Genomic DNA, 16,909 nt, shown 5'->3' with positions numbered 1-16,909 from the left:
CTAGAAAGAAGATCATGGGTATGCCCTCTACAAGTAAGTTGCTCGTCGCTTCTTTTTTGTTACTCTTGCTCGGAGGTTGCGGGGATTCGGTTTCTCCCTATGACTATATACCTGTTACTGGGTCAGTCACCTATGAAGACGGAACGCCGATTCCTTCTGGTGGATTCGTGTTGAAGTTTTACGCACTGGATGCGCCCGAAGTGAAGAACATGTGGCCGCGACCTGCTCAGGCAGATATTGATAGCAATGGTAAATTTGATTGTGTCACAAGCTATAAATATGGAGACGGCCTGATTCCCGGCAAACATCGTGTTGCTTTTTTCTATGCTACAGACAAGGACGGCAAACTCTTGGTTCCTAAAGAATATACGCTAGCCGGCAATTCTCCTCTGACTGTCAGCACTTCCGATCTTCCGCTAGCCATTAAAGTCCCCAAACCATGATGCACAGGGATTAACCACACCACTTCAAGAGTTGCGCAATTTACCCAGAAATGTTTTTTTCACCTCAAACAGCCTACTCTTGCAAGCTTCGTGATTCGAATCAGTAAGCCAGAAACGTGTTAGCTATCTCGCTAAGTCAGGCTTGGAACACTACTTGAGCACGGCAATGAATCCTCTTCAATGCACGTGGGATGCCGCCCCAACTACTTGACTAACGATATGCTTGCGTCGATACTGCGGCGCGAAGACCCTCGCCAAGCGATTGGTTGGCGATGAATTCTCGTGGCCTCATTCTTCTATTTGCTGGCAAGGGAGTAACAGTTATGGCGAAATCCTTGAGTATTCAATGGGTTGTCCTGTTCATAGTCTCTCTATCAACAGGTCTAGAATCTAACGCGGCAGATTGGTTGCGGTTTCGGGGTCCGAATGGAGATGGCTTTGTTAGCGAGAGTCAGCCCGGTCCGATTTCATGGGACGAAGATTCTGTCAAATGGAAAGCAGAATTACCCGGTCCTGGCTCGTCGTCTCCAATCGTTGTAGGTCAGCGCGTCTTTGTCACCTGTTGGTCGGGCTATGGACTCGACAAATCAGAACCAGGCGATCAATCAAAGCTCAAACGGCATCTCGTTTGTTACGATCGCCAAACTGGCAATTTGCTGTGGGACAAGACTGTCGATCCCTATCTCCCAGAAGATGAATACGGAGGTATGTTTGCCGAACATGGATATGCATCACACACTCCCACATCTGACGGGAACTATGTGTATGCCTTCTTGGGCAAGACGGGAGTCGTCAAATTCGACATGGACGGCAATCAGTTGTGGCAACAGAGCGTTGGCACAGAATCTGGAGCAAGCAATTGGGGTTCGTCCTCCAGCCCGATTCTCTTCAATAATCTGTTGATTGTCCCGGCGACCGCTGAGAGCGAAGCGATGGTCGCTCTGGACACGGAAACCGGCGAGGAAGTCTGGCGACAGGAAGCGGCCGGTTTCGGCAGCGTGTGGGGGACGCCAATTTTGGTTCCTGCGAATAGCGATCGCACAGACCTGGTGATGGCAGTACCAAACGAAATATGGGGATTCAATCCTGCCACGGGACAACTGCTTTGGTATTGCAAGGCGCTTTCTACAAACTCCTTTTGCTCCAGCCCGATCGTGCACGATGACGTTGTCTACGCGATCGAATCGGGCCCCGGTGGTGGTGGAGGAATTGCAGTGCGCGCCGGTGGCAACGGCGATGTGACCGACACGCATGTGATCTGGTCAGGACGCCAAAGCAGTCGCATAGGTACTCCCGTCTATCGCGACGGACGGCTTTACACATTTAACGGTGGCGTGGCAACGTGCATCGATGCCGCAAGTGGCGAGCAAATCTATCGCGCCAGACTCCAAGGTGGTCGTGACGGTGGAGGGCGCGCGCAGGATTATGCGTCGCCGGTGATCGCTGGTGATTTGATCTACTTTACCTCGCGTTCTGGAGCAATTTATGTACTTCAGGCCGACGACGAATTTCTTCAGCTTGCTGTAAACCGCGTAACTGCTGATACAGAAGATTTCAGTGCCACGCCTGCCGTTTGCGATGGAGAGCTCTTTATCCGCTCAAGCAAATCACTCTATTGCGTTTCGGGCGAAGGGAATACGACTGGTGCTTTGCAAACTGCGATCGCACAAGCCAAGGAAGCAGCGAAGAATGCCCCAGCAGAGGAGCCCGCTGAAGAGAACGAGCGAGGGGGCCGCAGACGTTTTGATCCGGAAGAATTCTTCCGGCAACAGGACAAAGACGGCGACGGACAAATAGCAGGTGAGGAAATTGGTGATCGCCTTCGCGACGCGCTCGATCAAATCGACACCGATGGTGATGGGGCAGTAACTAAGGAAGAATACTTGGCAGGCATGAGGCAGCTTTTCCAGCGGCGCGGTGGCCGCGGGAACCGTGAAAGCGAACAGCCCAAAAAAACCAGACCACGACGCCCTCCGCTCGCTTCAACAGCTGGGTAGCGTCCTGATTCTTCATTGCTTTAGAGGCACTGCAGGGTGGCTTTGACGTTCAGTGGCGATCGCGCTAGTGACAAAGATAACGAACCGACTCCATAACACCTGAGCCAAGCCTGTTTTCTTGGGCACCGCACGCTGGCGAGGCAAAAGTATGAAAGCAATTCGAATCGTGGCGGCATTGGCCTTGTCGTCAGTTCTTGCGGTAACAAGCTACTCCGAGTGCGCTTATTCTGCTTCTTATCGTTTTCTTTGCGAAATAGGTGAGCAGTTAAAGAGTCTCGATGAGCTTGCAACTCAAAGGTTCTATCCCATGCTCCAAGTAGAAGAGAATGCCTACCGAAGGAGGGCGCCGATCATGTCGACAAAGGGCAATGCCTTGGGAGTCTTTGAGTCGCATGGTGACATAGGCTCGGTAAAGCACAATGGGGATGTCTCGTACGATGGTCAAACGCAATGTTTTCATCTATCCGGTTCCGGCACGAACATGTGGTCTGATCAGGACGAATTCCATTTCCTGTGGAAGAAACTGACCGGAGACTTCATCCTTACAACGAACGTAACTTTTCTGGGGGAAGGAGTAGATCCCCACCGTAAGCTGGGCTGGATGATCCGCTCCGATTTAGACAGCGATTCAGCCTATGTGGACGTGGCACTGCACGGCGATGGACTAACATCCATGCAATATCGACGCAGCCAAGGTGCTGAGACCGAACAGATCGAATCCGCCGTGAAGAATCCCGCTGTGCTGCAGTTGGAACGTCGCGATGGCAAGTATGTGATGTCGGTGGCGAGGCGAGGTGAGGCGTTTGTTTCTGAGGAACTTACCGATCTGAATTTGCCGGAAGAAGTGTACGTTGGCCTGTTCGTCTGTGCCCACAATCCCGAAGTCGTGGAGAGCGCGGACTTCCACAATGTCCGAATTACATTACCGGCACAGAAAGATTTTCGCCCCTATCAAGATTACATTGGAAGCCGTTTGGAAACGATGAATGTCGACACAGGCGAAAGGCATGTGCAGCATGTTGACTCGGGAGCGATTCAAGCTCCCAACTGGACGAAAACCGGGAACGCACTGATCTGCAACCGTGACGGGAGGCTGTTCCGATTCGATCTGGGATCAAAGAAGTTGACAGAAATCGACACCGCATTTGCCAATCGCAACAACAACGATCACGCCCTTTCCTTCGACGGAGCGACGCTCGGGATTAGCCATCATTCAGCAGACCACAACGGAGATTCGATGGTCTATACCGTACCGATTATGGGCGGCAGACCCCAACTTATCACAACACAAGGACCTTCTTATTTCCACGGTTGGTCGCCCGATGGCCAGTGGCTTACGTACACAGGCGGACGCAACGGCAATTTCGACATCTACAAAATCCGCTCTGATGGAAGCGGCGCAGAAATCAGGCTAACTACAAATGATTCGCTAGATGATGGCTCAGAATTTGCTCCCGATGGCCAATTCATCTACTTCAATTCATCTCGGTCAGGCCGAATGCAGATTTGGAGGATGAAACCCGATGGCACGGCACAAGAACAAGTTACCGATGATGAGTACAATAACTGGTTCCCGCATCTAGCACCAGACGGCAAACGTTTGGTGATGTTGTCGTACTCGTCGGATATCGCAGCCGACGATCACCCCTGGTATAAGCCGGTTACGCTTCGCATGATGCCCACCGCAGGAGGGAAACCGATCGTGATTGCCTATTTGTACGGAGGGCAGGGGACGATCAACGTCCCTTCGTGGTCCCCCGACAGCCGGAGCATCGCGTTTGTCTCCAATTCAAGATTGCCCGGCGAGGTACCCTGAGCAGTTTGCTACCGATCCGCATCCTTCGCGTAGCTCAAACCATAGCCGAAAGGAAAAAGGGGATCGTACTCTTGGTCACCTTGATTGATTGGATGCTGATCGACCTCGCGTGGCCAAGTAAAAGATAGCTTACCTGTTGGCTCAAAGTCTCCAAAGAGAACGTCCGCAATGCCGGCGCCTTCGGTTCCAGGGAGCCAAGCAGCCACAAAAGCATCGGCCAATTCGAGGGTGGTATCTAGAATCATGGGACGGCCAGAAAGCAGAACCACCACGATCGGCACTCCTGACTTTTTTGCTGAGAGTACCGCTTGACGGTCGGATTCGCTCAATTCTAGATCATGATCATCGCCGAGTCCTTCGGCATAGGGCATCTCGCCGACCATAACGACAACGGCATCTGCTCCAGCCGAGCCTGCGCCATCAAGATCATGAGTGATCTCTACTGAGTCGCCAAGTGCCTGTCGAATCCCTTCCAGAATCGTGGTTCCACCCGTGGTTACCTCGCCCGCTTGTCCCTGCCATTCAATGGTCCAACCTCCACATTGAATGCCAATGTCATCGGCACCACGGCCCACGAGATGCAGACGCTTCAACTTCTTGGAAAGTGGCAAGGTTTGATTATTGTTTTTAAGCAATACCAGCGATTCTCTGACGGCCTGCCGAGCCACCTCTCGGTGTCCCGCGGATCCATAGGATTCTTGCAACGACTTGTCGACTTCAATTTCAGGTTCGGCGTCGAGTAATCCCATTGCCGCTTTTACTTGCAAGATCCTGCGGACGGAGTCGTCGATGCGGCTCATTGGAACGCTGCCTTCTTCGACCAACTCCGTTAACAACTCGATAAACTGGCGATAATTGTTAGGGACCATCACCATGTCCATGCCAGCATTGATGCACTTCTTGATGGCGGTTTTGTAGTCGGGGTCTACCTGATCGATTGCGTCGTAATCTGAGATCAGAAATCCCTGAAAACCAAGTTCTTCTTTCAGCATCGTCGTCAGCAAGTATTTGCTGGCCGAACATTTGACTCCATTCCAGCTGCTGTAAGAGGGCATGATTGAACCGACTCCCGCTTGGATCGCTAGCAGATAAGGCGAGACGTGCACGGCACGCAACACTTCTTCGTCGACCACAGTATCGCCTTGGTCATACATCGGTTTTGCTTCGGATCCAAATCCCGGCCAGTCTTCATGCTTGGCCATTGTCAGACTGGTTCCCCCGTCACCAACGAAATGCTTGGCACATGCCAGCACGTGATCTGGATTTCGCAGGTCGGGCCCTTGAAGTCCCTCGATCGACGCCTTTCCCAACTTCGCGACGAGCGGCGAGGATTCACTATATCCCTCGTAGGTTCGTCCCCAACGATCGTCACGCGGAACCGTGATACACGGACTAAAGCTCCAATTAATTCCTGTAGCCCGAACTTCCAAAGCCGTGATTTGGCCTATCTGCTCTACCAGCTCGGCGTTGCGAGCACAACCCAAGCCAATGTTGTGAGGAAAAATCACGGCTCCAAGTACGTTGCCGTGACCATGTACCGAATCGATCCCGTAGAGAATGGGGATGCGCAATCGCGTATCCAAAGCTTTCTGCTTACATGCTTCCACAGCGTTTGTCCACGATTCAAGGCTATTGCCATCCTGAGGGTCTGATCCACCTCCCGAGAGTACAGATCCAAGATAGAGGTCTGCAACATCTGACAGATCACCCAACGCGCTTAACTCAGCCTGCGTCATCTGGCCAATCTTCTCAGCCAGGGTCATCTGGCTGATCAACTTATCGGCTTGGTCACGATACTTTGTAAATTCAGCAGCCTTCACTGAAAGACAAGTGAATAAACAATTAGCAAGCAACAGAGTTAAGTTTACTAGTGTTCTCATCCAACCTGCCTTTAGCTGCAGAGTTATCTATTGAGGAGTAAGCCAACGATTGGCAATTCCCCCACAGGGAATAATTTCTAGAAGTATCGAGCGATAGGGTAGGCACCGAGCGAACACAGTCGAACTTTTCCTTCCGGTGGCATCGACAGATCACAACTATTTCGATGCGGATTTGACGCTGAGGAGAATCCCTGTTAGATTAGTTCAAGTACTTGAAATAGTCAACTTTCATACGATGCACTTTTTCTCGTGCTGCGATCTAATCTCGCCTTCTCATCTATTTCGGAAAGGCACCTACGATGCGTATGAAACACATTTACATATCCTGCTGGATGCCGATTGTTGGATTCTGCCTATCCAGTTTAGGTATCGCTGGTGTTACGCTTGCTTTCGCGACTTTTCTGAATCCGGCGAACTGTTCGGGGCAGATTCGGTTCACAGGCGTCAATCTCTTCGGAGCGGAATTTGGTGAGTCGTCGCTACCAGGAAATTACGGCCAACACTACACGTATCCTATTGCAGCTGAAGTCGATTACTTCCTAGGCGAGGGCATGAACACATTTCGCTTGCCGTTTCGCTGGGAGCGACTGCAGCGATCAGCATTGGCCCCCCTGGATGCTACGGAGTTGAGTCGCATGGACACGTTCGTCAATTACGCCACCTCTCAGGGAGCAAACGTCATTCTCGATCCCCACAATTTCATGCGATACTTTCCCGACCCGAATAACTTCCAAACCTCAAGCCAAGGTCTCGTTGGCGTAGATCCAAATGTCCCCATTTCTGTGTTTTCCGACTTCTGGTCTCAGATTGCGGATCACTACAAGGACAACGATAGGGTCATTTTCAATTTAATGAATGAACCCAATTCGATGCAGACCTCTGAACTGGTAGTAGCAGAAAACGCCGCAATTGCCGCCATTCGTGAGACAGGCGCAGAGAATCTCATCCTCGTCCCTGGCAACCAATGGTCGGGAGCCTGGGCTTGGAACGAAACCTGGTACAACGGACCCAACGCCGTTCACATGCTTAATATTACTGATCCCCTGAACAACTACGCTTTTGATGTCCATCAGTACCTCGACAACAATTCTTCTGGTGGCTCCCAAGGCATCGTCAGCGCCACGATTGGACAAGAGCGGCTCGTGAACTTCACGAACTGGTTGCAAGCAAACAACTTACGAGGCTTTCTAGGCGAGTTCGCAGTTGGCGATTCCACGATTGGCAACGGTCCTAGTCAAATTGGCGACGAAGCAATCGACAACATGCTTAGCTACATGGAAGCGAATGATGATGTCTGGCTCGGTTGGGCGTGGTGGGCCGCTGGTCCTTGGTATACCAATTACTTTTTCTCTTTGGAGCCCAATAATCTTGGTCAGCCCAATCAATCGGATCGTATCCAAATGGATGTGTTGCGACCCCATTTTGCCGACGTCCTAGGAGATTTGGATGGCGACGGAGACGTTGACGAAGATGACCATGGCATATGGGCCAACGCCTATGCCCTAGATGACCAAGGTGACATCGACGGAGACGGCGACACAGATGGCTCCGACTTCCTCGTCTGGCAGCGCGAGCTATGGAAGACCACAACAGACCGGTCGCAAGCATTTGGTGCGACCACTGCTGTCCCCGAGCCGACTTCGATCAGCCTGCTACTTTTTTTAGCTTCGGCCTCAATTGCCCACCGTAAGGCTAAATTGACTTGACGATACCTGCGAAGAATCTTGTCTGAATTTCAAGGGCCCTTCGGGGCAAAGTCATCGCCGTCAACACGGTCAAAATCACTATCGAGCAGTGAGGCTCGGGAACCGTGTTCGCGGCTCCGCTGACAAGGGTGCTGTTCAGTCCAGCCACTCCAGAAAGGATGCCGCTGGCTAGGGTCCGTCCATACTGACGCTGCCATTTTAGCAGGTCAGCCCCGTCGATATCTCCGTCCCAGTCGGCATCGCCTGGACTGCCCTCATCGGTTGCCTCGCCTCCAAAATGGGTTGTCCAAAGTTGTAGATCAACGTCGTTAACAGAATCGTCACGATTAAAATCTGCCAGCAGTCCTTCACCAATCACCAGAACTTGATTGGGAGCAACATCCTCAAAATGTTGTACATAGCCGCTGGGCCACTGGACAGTCACTTGGTCGATGGTCTCCACGTCACCAAGTCCAAAATGGGCCATCATTTCGCTCTGCGCCAAGTAATTGCTATTGGCATTCATCTCGCGGACATAGAAAACATCCGGCTCCGAAAGATCGGGAGTCACCGTGAGATAAGCACCGACTCCGCCTCGATTTGATGTATCACCGACCGTACGTACATCAAGCCAATCCTGGACATTCCCCCCATCGTTGCGATAGAGCATGGGTGGGCCACTGTAGTTGACAACAAACATATCGAGATCGCCGTCACGATCGTAGTCGAAAGTAAGCAATCCGCGCCCCTGCTCCTGATCGGTGATTCCTACCTGAGTCGCGACATCAACTAGCTGCGGCTGCTCACGATCTCCGTCGTTGCGAAAGAAGACCGACTGGTTCTGAAATGGAAATGCAATCGTCATACCGTTGCTGTGAGCGATGTCCAGGTCGCCATCGTTGTCAAAATCAAAGGCGTCAGCGGCCCATCCCCAGCCCCCTTCGCGCACTCCGGCTGCATCCGTTGCATCGCTAAATGTGCGGTTGCCATTATTTAAAAACAGCCGATTCCCTGAGGGATGTGTCCCCGTATCGAAGCCAATCGAAGTGGCAAACCAGTCGAGCAGGCCATCGCCGTTGAAGTCACCAAGCGTGAAGCCCATATCGTTGGTACCCGTATTGATACCTGCGACGGCAGTTCCGTCTGCGAAGGTACCATCGCCCTGATTCCAAAAAACACGTGAAGCTTTGCCATCGGCAATGACCGCTATGTCGAGATGGCCATCTCGATCCAGATCTGAAAATCGCGGTGTGAAGGAGAGTTCCTTGCCGGCGTGAACACCTGACGTGATATCGACTGCGACCCCCGCAGAACTGGTTACATCGACAAAATGCCCTGGATTCGCGGCACCTTCGTTGCGGAACAGTCTGGCTTGAAGTGGAGTTGCGCTCGGTACAAAATCTTTCCACGCGGTGACGTACATGTCCAGATAGCCGTCGTTGTCGTAATCCCCCATAGAAAAACTCGTGCCTCGAGTATTGACCGCTCCCCCATCGATCAAAAGTCCTCGAGATGAACCCTGCTCGGCAAGATGCCCTAGGCCATCGTTGATGTACAGCCGGTGACGGCCTTCATTCATTGTTGCTACAGCCAAATCGAGATCGCCATCATTGTCGATATCACCCCACGTTGCACCATTTGTCTCTACGTCTTCGATTCCGCCGAGAAACACGGTGGAGGAGACGTCAACAAAGGTCCCATCTCTGTTATTGCGATACAGGACGTCCTTGTCGAAGTAGCGGGTCACATAGAGATCGACCCAACCGTCACCGTCGAAATCACCCGCGGCGGCCCCACCCGCCTGGACCTGAGCAAATGTAGGAGCCTGCGGTGAACCTGGAGCGGTCGCATCATGGTTGATTCCGGCAGCTTCCGTAACCAAAGTAAAAGTTTGGGCAGAACAGGGGTTCGAGGCCGGGAATGAAACGGCGCAGATCAGCCAGATCGCGTTAGAGGAGAACAAACAGATACTTGGTTTACGCAAGTGTGACATAGCCGGTGAGAAAAGAAGCAAAATCGTCGAGAAAACACTTGCGTAAAGGTACGCTAGACCCCCTGTCATTATAGTCGAACTACGACATTGTGTACCAATAATGCCAGTTGCTGAGCCCACTAGGAACCACCCAGCGAATCCATACAGGAGAACTGCAAAGTAAGTCGGCATTGGAAGGAAAATGACCAATGTACAATTTCCAAGGACCAATTTCGGCAGGAATCTTGACTGTTTTGGTCATTGGTCCTTGGAAATTGGGCATTTGCAATTCCTTGTATTTTGACTTTGCAGTTTTCGTGGCGAACCCATAATCGGCCTCTTTACATTTTGAGACTAACCTGCTAAAGTACTTTAATCAAGCGGCGACAGCTCCCGATTTTCGCCTGCGGTCGTTGGCTTGTCGACGTCGTTGAAACCTTTTTTTCACAGCGATGTTACTTTTTCGTCTTTCTTCTCCCTCGCTTAGATGCGGTAAGTCGTGATGTCCAATCGAAATGTCTCACGTTTCGTTTTCGCAATAGCTGGACTATGTCTGTTGGGGCATATTCTAGGCTGTAGCCATTCGACGAGCCCCTCAGACAATACGAGTGCTGCACGAGGCGTTTTGAAGGTGATGGGAGTCGAGTATGGCAACTTTGCTGCTGAACATGGAGAAAAACCTCCCTCTAACAAAGAGGAACTGGTCGATTTCTTGGAAACACGTAAGGACCGAATCCGAGGCTTAAATAGTGTCGATCAATTATTTACTTCACCTAGAGACAACCAACCGCTGGTCATTTTCTACGGATCCGAGATGCCACCTGCTGATGAAAGTGGGTATCCTGTAGTTGCCCATGAGGCCGTTGGTGAATCGGGAAGATTACTTGCCACCAATACTCGCGGAGGTGTGACAGAAATCTCACAGGGAGAAATTCCGTCTTATTTCGGCTCAACGCAGTAAAATTCAACTTATCAATTAGGCGAACTTGACCTCAAATCTTATTTTCAAAGGGTCTTCTTATGGCTAAATACAAGCGTTCGAAGTTTGGCTTTACCTTAGTAGAATTGCTCGTCGTGATTGCCATTATCGGCGTGCTGGTCGCATTGCTGTTGCCCGCGATTCAGGCGGCAAGGGAATCGGCGCGGCGCATGGATTGCATCAATAAGCTCAAGCAAATGGGAATCGCTGTCCACAATCTCGTCGATGCGCAAGGCGTGCTCCCTACGGGAGGAGACGGCATTTTCCCCGAGATAGAAGACTATGTAACACCTTATCGAAGTCCTGACGGCAAACCAAATGGACCCGAAAGACAGGGGCTCTCAGCCTTCTATCAGATCCTGCCCTACTTGGAACAGAATGCATTGCATGGTCTGAATAATACTTCGGCACTACAGGCAACCACCGTCACTCTCTACTACTGCCCCTCTCGCCGTGGCGCCACAATCACTGAGGCCCAGGAGGCAAGCATTCTAGGACAGCCCGTTGCACTGATTGACTATGCAACGGCAACCCCTTGCACGTGCAAAACGCCAACATGCGAACAGAGATTCAACCCGCGCGACTCGGTCCCGCTGACCCCGCAGATTCAAGCCGCGCATCACGGCAGCGCCACTCCTCCCGCAAATAACAACGGTTGGTCGTTTTTTCGAGGACGTGCGGGTGGTGGTAGCGGCGGTCCTGACAACTCGGTTTATGATGGTGCAATCGTGCGGACCCGCTGGAGGCATGATTGGGGAAATCACACAAACGCATTGGCTCGCTCACGCGCCTATGGATTGAACAACCAGGCCGAGATAGGATTTGAGGCCGTCACTGATGGGCTAAGCAACACTTTGGTCATCGGGGAAAAGCTTGTTCCCAGCAATCAATACGATGGGGGTGGGTACTCGGACGACAAAGGCTGGACTGATGGTTGGGACCCCGACACGGTACGCTCGACATGCTTTGCACCGTACGGAGACTCCGATGCTTTCGTATTGAGCCCTACCAATAGCAATATGTTTGGTCGAGCAGTAGATCTCTGGTATTTCGGTTCCGCGCATCCGGGGACTTTCAATGCAGTTTTTGCAGATGGGTCCTGCCACTCCTTGTCCTTCGATGTCGATGTCGAGTTGCTAAATCGGTTGGGTGCGCGAAACGACGGCCAAATCGTCGATCTAGAATTCTAGCAATGGACTGCTTGGGATTGCTGGAAACTTAGCTCAAACACTGGCAATTGTAAAAAAACTCAGATTTGAGTTCGCAAAACAGTAGACAACCATTCCGCTAGGAGATTAAACTGAAACAGGTAAAGTAGTTGACCAACTGGATTGACTACTGTTTTCCTCAATTGGTTCTTTTTGCTTATCGTCGGTATGTCGCTTTCAATAAGTCTTATTTTTCTTTGCTCTTGATTCAGCAGCGGTTACTTTTCACATACACAATTCCAAGACTAATTTACTTCTCTAGAGGATCGACGGTCCTTGAAAACCTGTACTATTCCCATGTCTGATGCACTTCGTTAAAGCCTCAAGTAATCGTCATCAAGGGACCATTGAGAACTGGAGCTACTTCAAATGAAATGGAGAAACCTATCTATGAAAACTTTTCTGATGACTTCAAGATTCATTCTTGCAGTCGCCGTAGCGTGCACATCCTACCTAAGCACAGAGAATACTTTTGGCCAGTTCTTGCCTGATCCTATCCTGCTCGACTCGTTCGAGGGAGTCGGGGGGATTAGTGATTGGTCAACGCAAAACGACTACGTGGCTGAAACTGAAAACTCCATCTACATCAGCCACAGTCAATCGACCACTGGTGTTACAAATGGGGCTAATAGTTTGGCGTTGGAAATGAACTCGGGATCGGGATGGGGGGTCTCGCTCAGCGCATCTTTCACCGATATCGATACCGGCCTGTATGATGCCTTCAACACAGTCGCAGCAAATCCTGCTGGTTGGTATTTAGAAGGCGATTTGACACTCGACGCAAGTTCTTGGGCCAACGTCTCCAACCCTATAGGACCCCCATTTGTTGGTTTATTCCAGATGAATGTCGCCCTCAACAGCGATGCGTCATTTACGCAAGCCTTTGCGACGGCAGATGTCTGGGAGCAGGAAACACAGATTCCGTTGCGCATTAACATGAATGACTTGAATCCCGTGCAAGACTCTGATGTATTCCAGTTCTTCTTGGGTGGCTCACACGTTTTCGCAGCAGGTGGAACCCCTGAAGCCCCCTTGGGGGCGATTGCCTATCTCGACAACTTGAGATTTGTACCTGCTCCACCCAGTGTGCCAGTCACCATAAGCTCCTGGGAAGTAGGGGCCACTGACTATTCCAACGATTGGTCCGACTGCGGTCTCGGCTGCATGGACGACCCACCGTCTGGCCATACTGGTTCGCATGTGCATACCATTGTCGCCAATTCTCCTGCAGCCACTGACGGAACCCGTGTCTTGCAAATCGATAACACCCGTCAGAACGACCCTGGATTGTTCCCAAACGGTTTTGCCTTCCACTGGGGAAGCACGATCGAGCTTAATTCCAACATCGGGACACCTGAAGCCCCGGTGATCGATTCCGGTATTCAAGGCAGAATTGATGAACTGCGTGAGTTGATTAATAGTGCTTCGGCCTTTGCTTTTGATATACACTTCGAAGATTTGTTTAATGGTAATGCCGTTGACCCATTCTCGCCTGCGCCTGCCTTCATGCGGGTTGCTCTAGCGGTGAATGATGGCACGGGGAGCTTTTTTCAGGCGGAAGGTACTGCACTAGCTGGTACTCCTGACGCGAATGCGACGGACACGTTCCAATACATCATCGGCACGAACATCATGACCGATGTTTCAACCGATTTGGGGATTCTAAGCGAAGTTGGATTGACTGATACCAATCAGTTGAATGTCTTCTTGGCCCTTAATTCGGATGGAGGTTTGTTGGCCCAAATCGACAACTTCCGTGTAATTATCGAAGTCGACTTGAGTGCTGACTTCAACAATGATGGAAAAGTTGATGAGAACGACTTGGTCGTATGGCAGAACGCCTATGGAGCTAATGCCAATGGCGATGCCGATGGAGATGGAGACAGCGACGGGAAAGATTTCCTGGCCTGGCAACGCACCTACGGAGTTGACGCCACGCAGAGCAGCGTTGCTCTCAGCAAGGCCGATATGGCATTGTTGGGCATTGGCGTAGGTGTTCCTGAGCCAACGACAGGCATTCTCCTCTTGTTCGGTTCCGTGCTTCTGGGGTCAAGTCGCCGTAGATCGGCTTAATATTGATCGAGTTGCAGTGGTTCGCGCGGTGCTATCCGCGCGAACCACCAGCAAACTCACTTTCCAGCGCTTTGCGGGGCAGTGAAGCGAAGGTAGGTAGGGGATGCAAGGGACGCATCTTACGAAAGCGCGGTCGTAGGCGAAGTTAGTTAGGGTAGAGTGCTTTGAAATATCACAAGAAGAGCGAGAACTTCATTGCTGGCTTTACATTGGTAGAGCTATTGGTGGTGATCGCCATTATCGGCGTACTCGTCGCTTTGCTCTTGCCCGCTGTCCAGGCAGCGCGAGAATCAGCCCGACGTGCTTCCTGCCAAAACAACATCCGCAACGTCGCCATCGGCATGCAGAACTATCACGATGTGCATAGCAGTTTTCCCGCACCAGCAGGATCGCCAGGCCCCGACTTTCGAGTCAATCCTGTCGGTACCGACAATGCTTTGCTCGAGACCTGGACGAAGGATATCCTCCCCTTTATCGAACAGCAAGCATTGCATGATCGCTTCGATATCCGCTTTTCTCCCAGCACCGGCGCATCAAGAATGCAAGATATCGTGAACGCCCCCTTGGTGGACCAGGAGATCCCTCTATTTCTCTGCCCGAGCGATGGGGCCCAAGGCTCTCGATTCATAGGAGGTCCTTCCGGTGCGACTGACCGTAGCTGGGCTCGACTAAACTATGGTTACAATGCTTTTCAGTACTTACCTTTAAAAGCTGAGTTTGATGCCGTCTTGGGAACTGCGACCCACGATATCTCTCCATTCATTGAATACAACGTAGGGATCGGTAGCTATAATCTCGGTTACAGCATTTCACGGATCAGTGACGGTACATCCAACACGATCATGCTGGCAGAAATGCGAGCAGGTCTAAGTGAGTCAGATCGTCGTGGTGTGTGGGCGATGAGTATGTGTGGTTCAAACTTCCATTGCCGCCACGCATGGAATGCCCATGAAGGTGTGAATGCCTGCCAACCAGGCTCCGACGACATCTACCGTGGGGACGAGATCATAGCAGAAGTAGGTGAAGGAATTTTGCGTGCTCAATGCATGTATCCGGATGACTGGGGCCAAAGTGCTCAATCCACCGTGCGGAGTTCGCACCCTGGCGGAGCCTTCGTGGCAATGGCTGATACAAGCGTTCGTTTTATCTCCGACTTTATTGACAACAATGCCACTGGCATAGGTTTTATTGGCTTTAGCGGCAACTTGAACCCGCAAGAAGATCTGCGTGCTTGGCAACGACTCAATCTTTCCCAAGACGGGCTAAGCGTTTCCATCGATAACTAATTCACTTTACTGGCGACGTCACTCGTCGCGAAAGAGTTCCTTAACCCTCGCCATGATTAGATCATATGCTGAAGTTCATGGGATAAGAGCTTTTTGTTTTTATGGGTGTTACATGTTGATTTCTTGGAAGAACTGTGGGGCCTTGCTTTCGCTACTCATCGTGCTGCAGGGTTGTGGGGGATCGAATTCACCGTTCGACTATGTTCCAGTTGAAGGCAAGATCACGTATGAAGATGGTACGCCGATTGAGGCCAGTAAGCTGAAATTGGTTTTTGATTCACAAGCTCCCCCCATTGGGGATGCCCACCCCCGCCCTGGGTCCGTTTCTGTTGGTGCAAATGGAGAGTTCAAAGACGTGACGAGTTATAAATACGCCGATGGGCTTGTCCCTGGAAAGCACAAGGTTTCGATTTTGTACGCCACCGATGAGGAGGGGAATTCGTTGATCCCCCTGGAATACACCAAAGGAAGTACGACCCCCTTGGTCGTTGATACCAATGATTCCCCTTTTGAGATCAAAGTGCCCAAATTGTAGCCCATTCACAATATTTTAGTGGGGAGTTTTGAAGAATAACGCCGGGGTGTTGCAGTAGTTGAACAAGAATGGCTCGATTGTAAACTCCAGCCTGTACCTTTTCGCTTGAATATTGAAAATCCGTCTTTTTTTACCCCAAAACTGAGAAAAACGTTTGCACGAAAGGAGGAGGGAATCTAACATGAAGACTATGGGTGGCTTATTTTAGCTGCCGTGCTCGTAAACTTTTTCTTCTTTTCTGTTTGTTGTATTCATGATGTGATGTCTAACATGTGAATGCGCGATTCAAGTACTTTACTTTTTGATGGGAGAGCTCTAATGATGTTGAAAAAAATGTGCTTACTGGTTGTGGCCATAGTGGTGTGTTCGACTACCACTAGCTTTGCTCAAGTAATTGGAGATTTTGAGGGGGCTGCCGGTGACCACGACGGCTGGGTTGTAAACAACGGAACTGGTACTTCAACCAGCTTTGATAGTGCAATTCATGCCACCCTAGGCTCACAGGCGCTAAGTCTTTTCTCTAATTCCGGAGTTTCTGGAGCAGGTAATAATTTCAATTGGGCATTGACATTAACTGACGATGTACTCAAAGCGCTCCCTGAAAAGAAATTGAAGGCCGACGTTTCTTGGACAACTAGTGAATGGAGCCCCAATACCGGTTGGGCGCAGATGAAGGAAATCGCTGTCAATTCTGACTTAGGCTGGGCTCAAACCACGCCAATCGATGACACATCCAATCCCGGCTCTCCCGGTGATTGGGATCCAAATAACTTTGGCGCCTCCGACACACGTACAGTTACTTGGGACTTTAGCGGTATTATTACAGATTCTGCTGGTTGGAAGGCTTCCAGCTATAATCAAATAAACATCGCAGTCAATTGGGACGGAGCTATCACGGCACCTGGTTCATTCTGGGTCGACAACATTCGGCTGGTTCCAGAACCGGCAAGCATTGCCTTGCTCGGAATGTGTGGAATGTTTGCTTTGGTTCGCCGACGTCGCTAGGTTGGTGAATTCCAGTAACTAGCATTAATC

General features: G+C 50.9%; 13 protein-coding genes. 10 read left to right on the top strand and 3 right to left on the bottom strand.

Annotated elements, in window-relative coordinates; genetic code table 11:
• Positions 1-20 precede the first annotated feature (20 nt).
• From Pr1d_RS06000 to Pr1d_RS05990, 3 genes are all read left to right on the top strand, one after another.
• The gene (locus tag Pr1d_RS06000; RefSeq protein WP_148072684.1) at positions 21-443 is read left to right on the top strand and encodes a hypothetical protein; all 423 of its coding nucleotides are present in this window, start codon (positions 21-23) and stop codon (positions 441-443) included.
• A 323-nt stretch (positions 444-766) separates the two neighbouring features.
• The gene (locus Pr1d_RS05995) at positions 767-2,440 is read left to right on the top strand and encodes an outer membrane protein assembly factor BamB family protein (protein WP_148072683.1); all 1,674 of its coding nucleotides are present in this window, start codon (positions 767-769) and stop codon (positions 2,438-2,440) included.
• Between the two features lie 148 nt (positions 2,441-2,588).
• Positions 2,589-4,256: a TolB family protein gene (locus Pr1d_RS05990; protein ID WP_210417900.1), complete on the top strand. Its 1,668-nt coding sequence runs from the start codon at positions 2,589-2,591 to the stop codon at positions 4,254-4,256.
• An 8-nt stretch (positions 4,257-4,264) separates the two neighbouring features.
• Here the strand turns inward: Pr1d_RS05990 and Pr1d_RS05985 are convergent, their stop codons facing one another.
• Entirely contained in the window at positions 4,265-6,136 is a 1,872-nt protein-coding gene (locus Pr1d_RS05985) for a glycoside hydrolase family 3 protein (RefSeq protein WP_148072682.1), read from the bottom strand.
• A gap of 299 nt (positions 6,137-6,435) precedes the next feature.
• Here Pr1d_RS05985 and Pr1d_RS05980 point away from each other — a divergent pair, with 299 nt between their 5' ends.
• Positions 6,436-7,842: a glycoside hydrolase family 5 protein gene (locus Pr1d_RS05980; RefSeq protein ID WP_148072681.1), complete on the top strand. Its 1,407-nt coding sequence runs from the start codon at positions 6,436-6,438 to the stop codon at positions 7,840-7,842.
• Here the strand turns inward: Pr1d_RS05980 and Pr1d_RS05975 are convergent.
• On the bottom strand, positions 7,829-9,703 hold the full coding sequence (locus tag Pr1d_RS05975; RefSeq protein WP_168205080.1) for a CRTAC1 family protein: 1,875 nt from the start codon (positions 9,701-9,703) through the stop codon (positions 7,829-7,831). The two genes, Pr1d_RS05980 and Pr1d_RS05975, sit on opposite strands and share 14 nt — an antisense overlap.
• 190 nt (positions 9,704-9,893) lie before the next feature.
• A complete protein-coding gene (locus tag Pr1d_RS25975; RefSeq protein WP_210417899.1) occupies positions 9,894-10,076 on the bottom strand; it encodes a hypothetical protein in 183 nt (60 codons plus the stop codon).
• A gap of 219 nt (positions 10,077-10,295) precedes the next feature.
• Between Pr1d_RS25975 and Pr1d_RS05970 the strand changes: the two genes are divergently transcribed.
• The 6 genes from Pr1d_RS05970 to Pr1d_RS05945 all read left to right on the top strand — a co-directional run bounded on the left by Pr1d_RS05970 (position 10,296) and on the right by Pr1d_RS05945 (position 16,879).
• Positions 10,296-10,754, top strand: coding sequence for a hypothetical protein (locus Pr1d_RS05970; protein ID WP_148072679.1), 459 nt, complete (start codon positions 10,296-10,298; stop codon positions 10,752-10,754).
• Positions 10,755-10,813: 59 nt separating this feature from the next.
• Entirely contained in the window at positions 10,814-11,962 is a 1,149-nt protein-coding gene (locus tag Pr1d_RS05965; RefSeq protein WP_148072678.1) for a DUF1559 family PulG-like putative transporter, read from the top strand.
• 408 nt (positions 11,963-12,370) lie between these two features.
• Complete coding sequence (locus Pr1d_RS05960) at positions 12,371-14,053, top strand: PEP-CTERM sorting domain-containing protein (RefSeq protein WP_168205079.1); 1,683 nt, start codon at positions 12,371-12,373, stop codon at positions 14,051-14,053.
• 164 nt (positions 14,054-14,217) lie between these two features.
• Positions 14,218-15,339, top strand: coding sequence for a DUF1559 domain-containing protein (locus Pr1d_RS05955; protein ID WP_148072676.1), 1,122 nt, complete (start codon positions 14,218-14,220; stop codon positions 15,337-15,339).
• Between the two features lie 112 nt (positions 15,340-15,451).
• Entirely contained in the window at positions 15,452-15,874 is a 423-nt protein-coding gene (locus Pr1d_RS05950) for a hypothetical protein (RefSeq protein ID WP_148072675.1), read from the top strand.
• A 318-nt stretch (positions 15,875-16,192) separates the two neighbouring features.
• Entirely contained in the window at positions 16,193-16,879 is a 687-nt protein-coding gene (locus Pr1d_RS05945; RefSeq protein ID WP_168205078.1) for a PEP-CTERM sorting domain-containing protein, read from the top strand.
• The last annotated feature ends 30 nt before the right edge of the window (positions 16,880-16,909 follow it).

The organism is Bythopirellula goksoeyrii (genome assembly GCF_008065115.1).
Classification (GTDB): Bacteria; Planctomycetota; Planctomycetia; order Pirellulales; family Lacipirellulaceae; genus Bythopirellula; species Bythopirellula goksoeyrii.
This window is presented reverse-complemented; position numbering and strand designations above follow the sequence as displayed.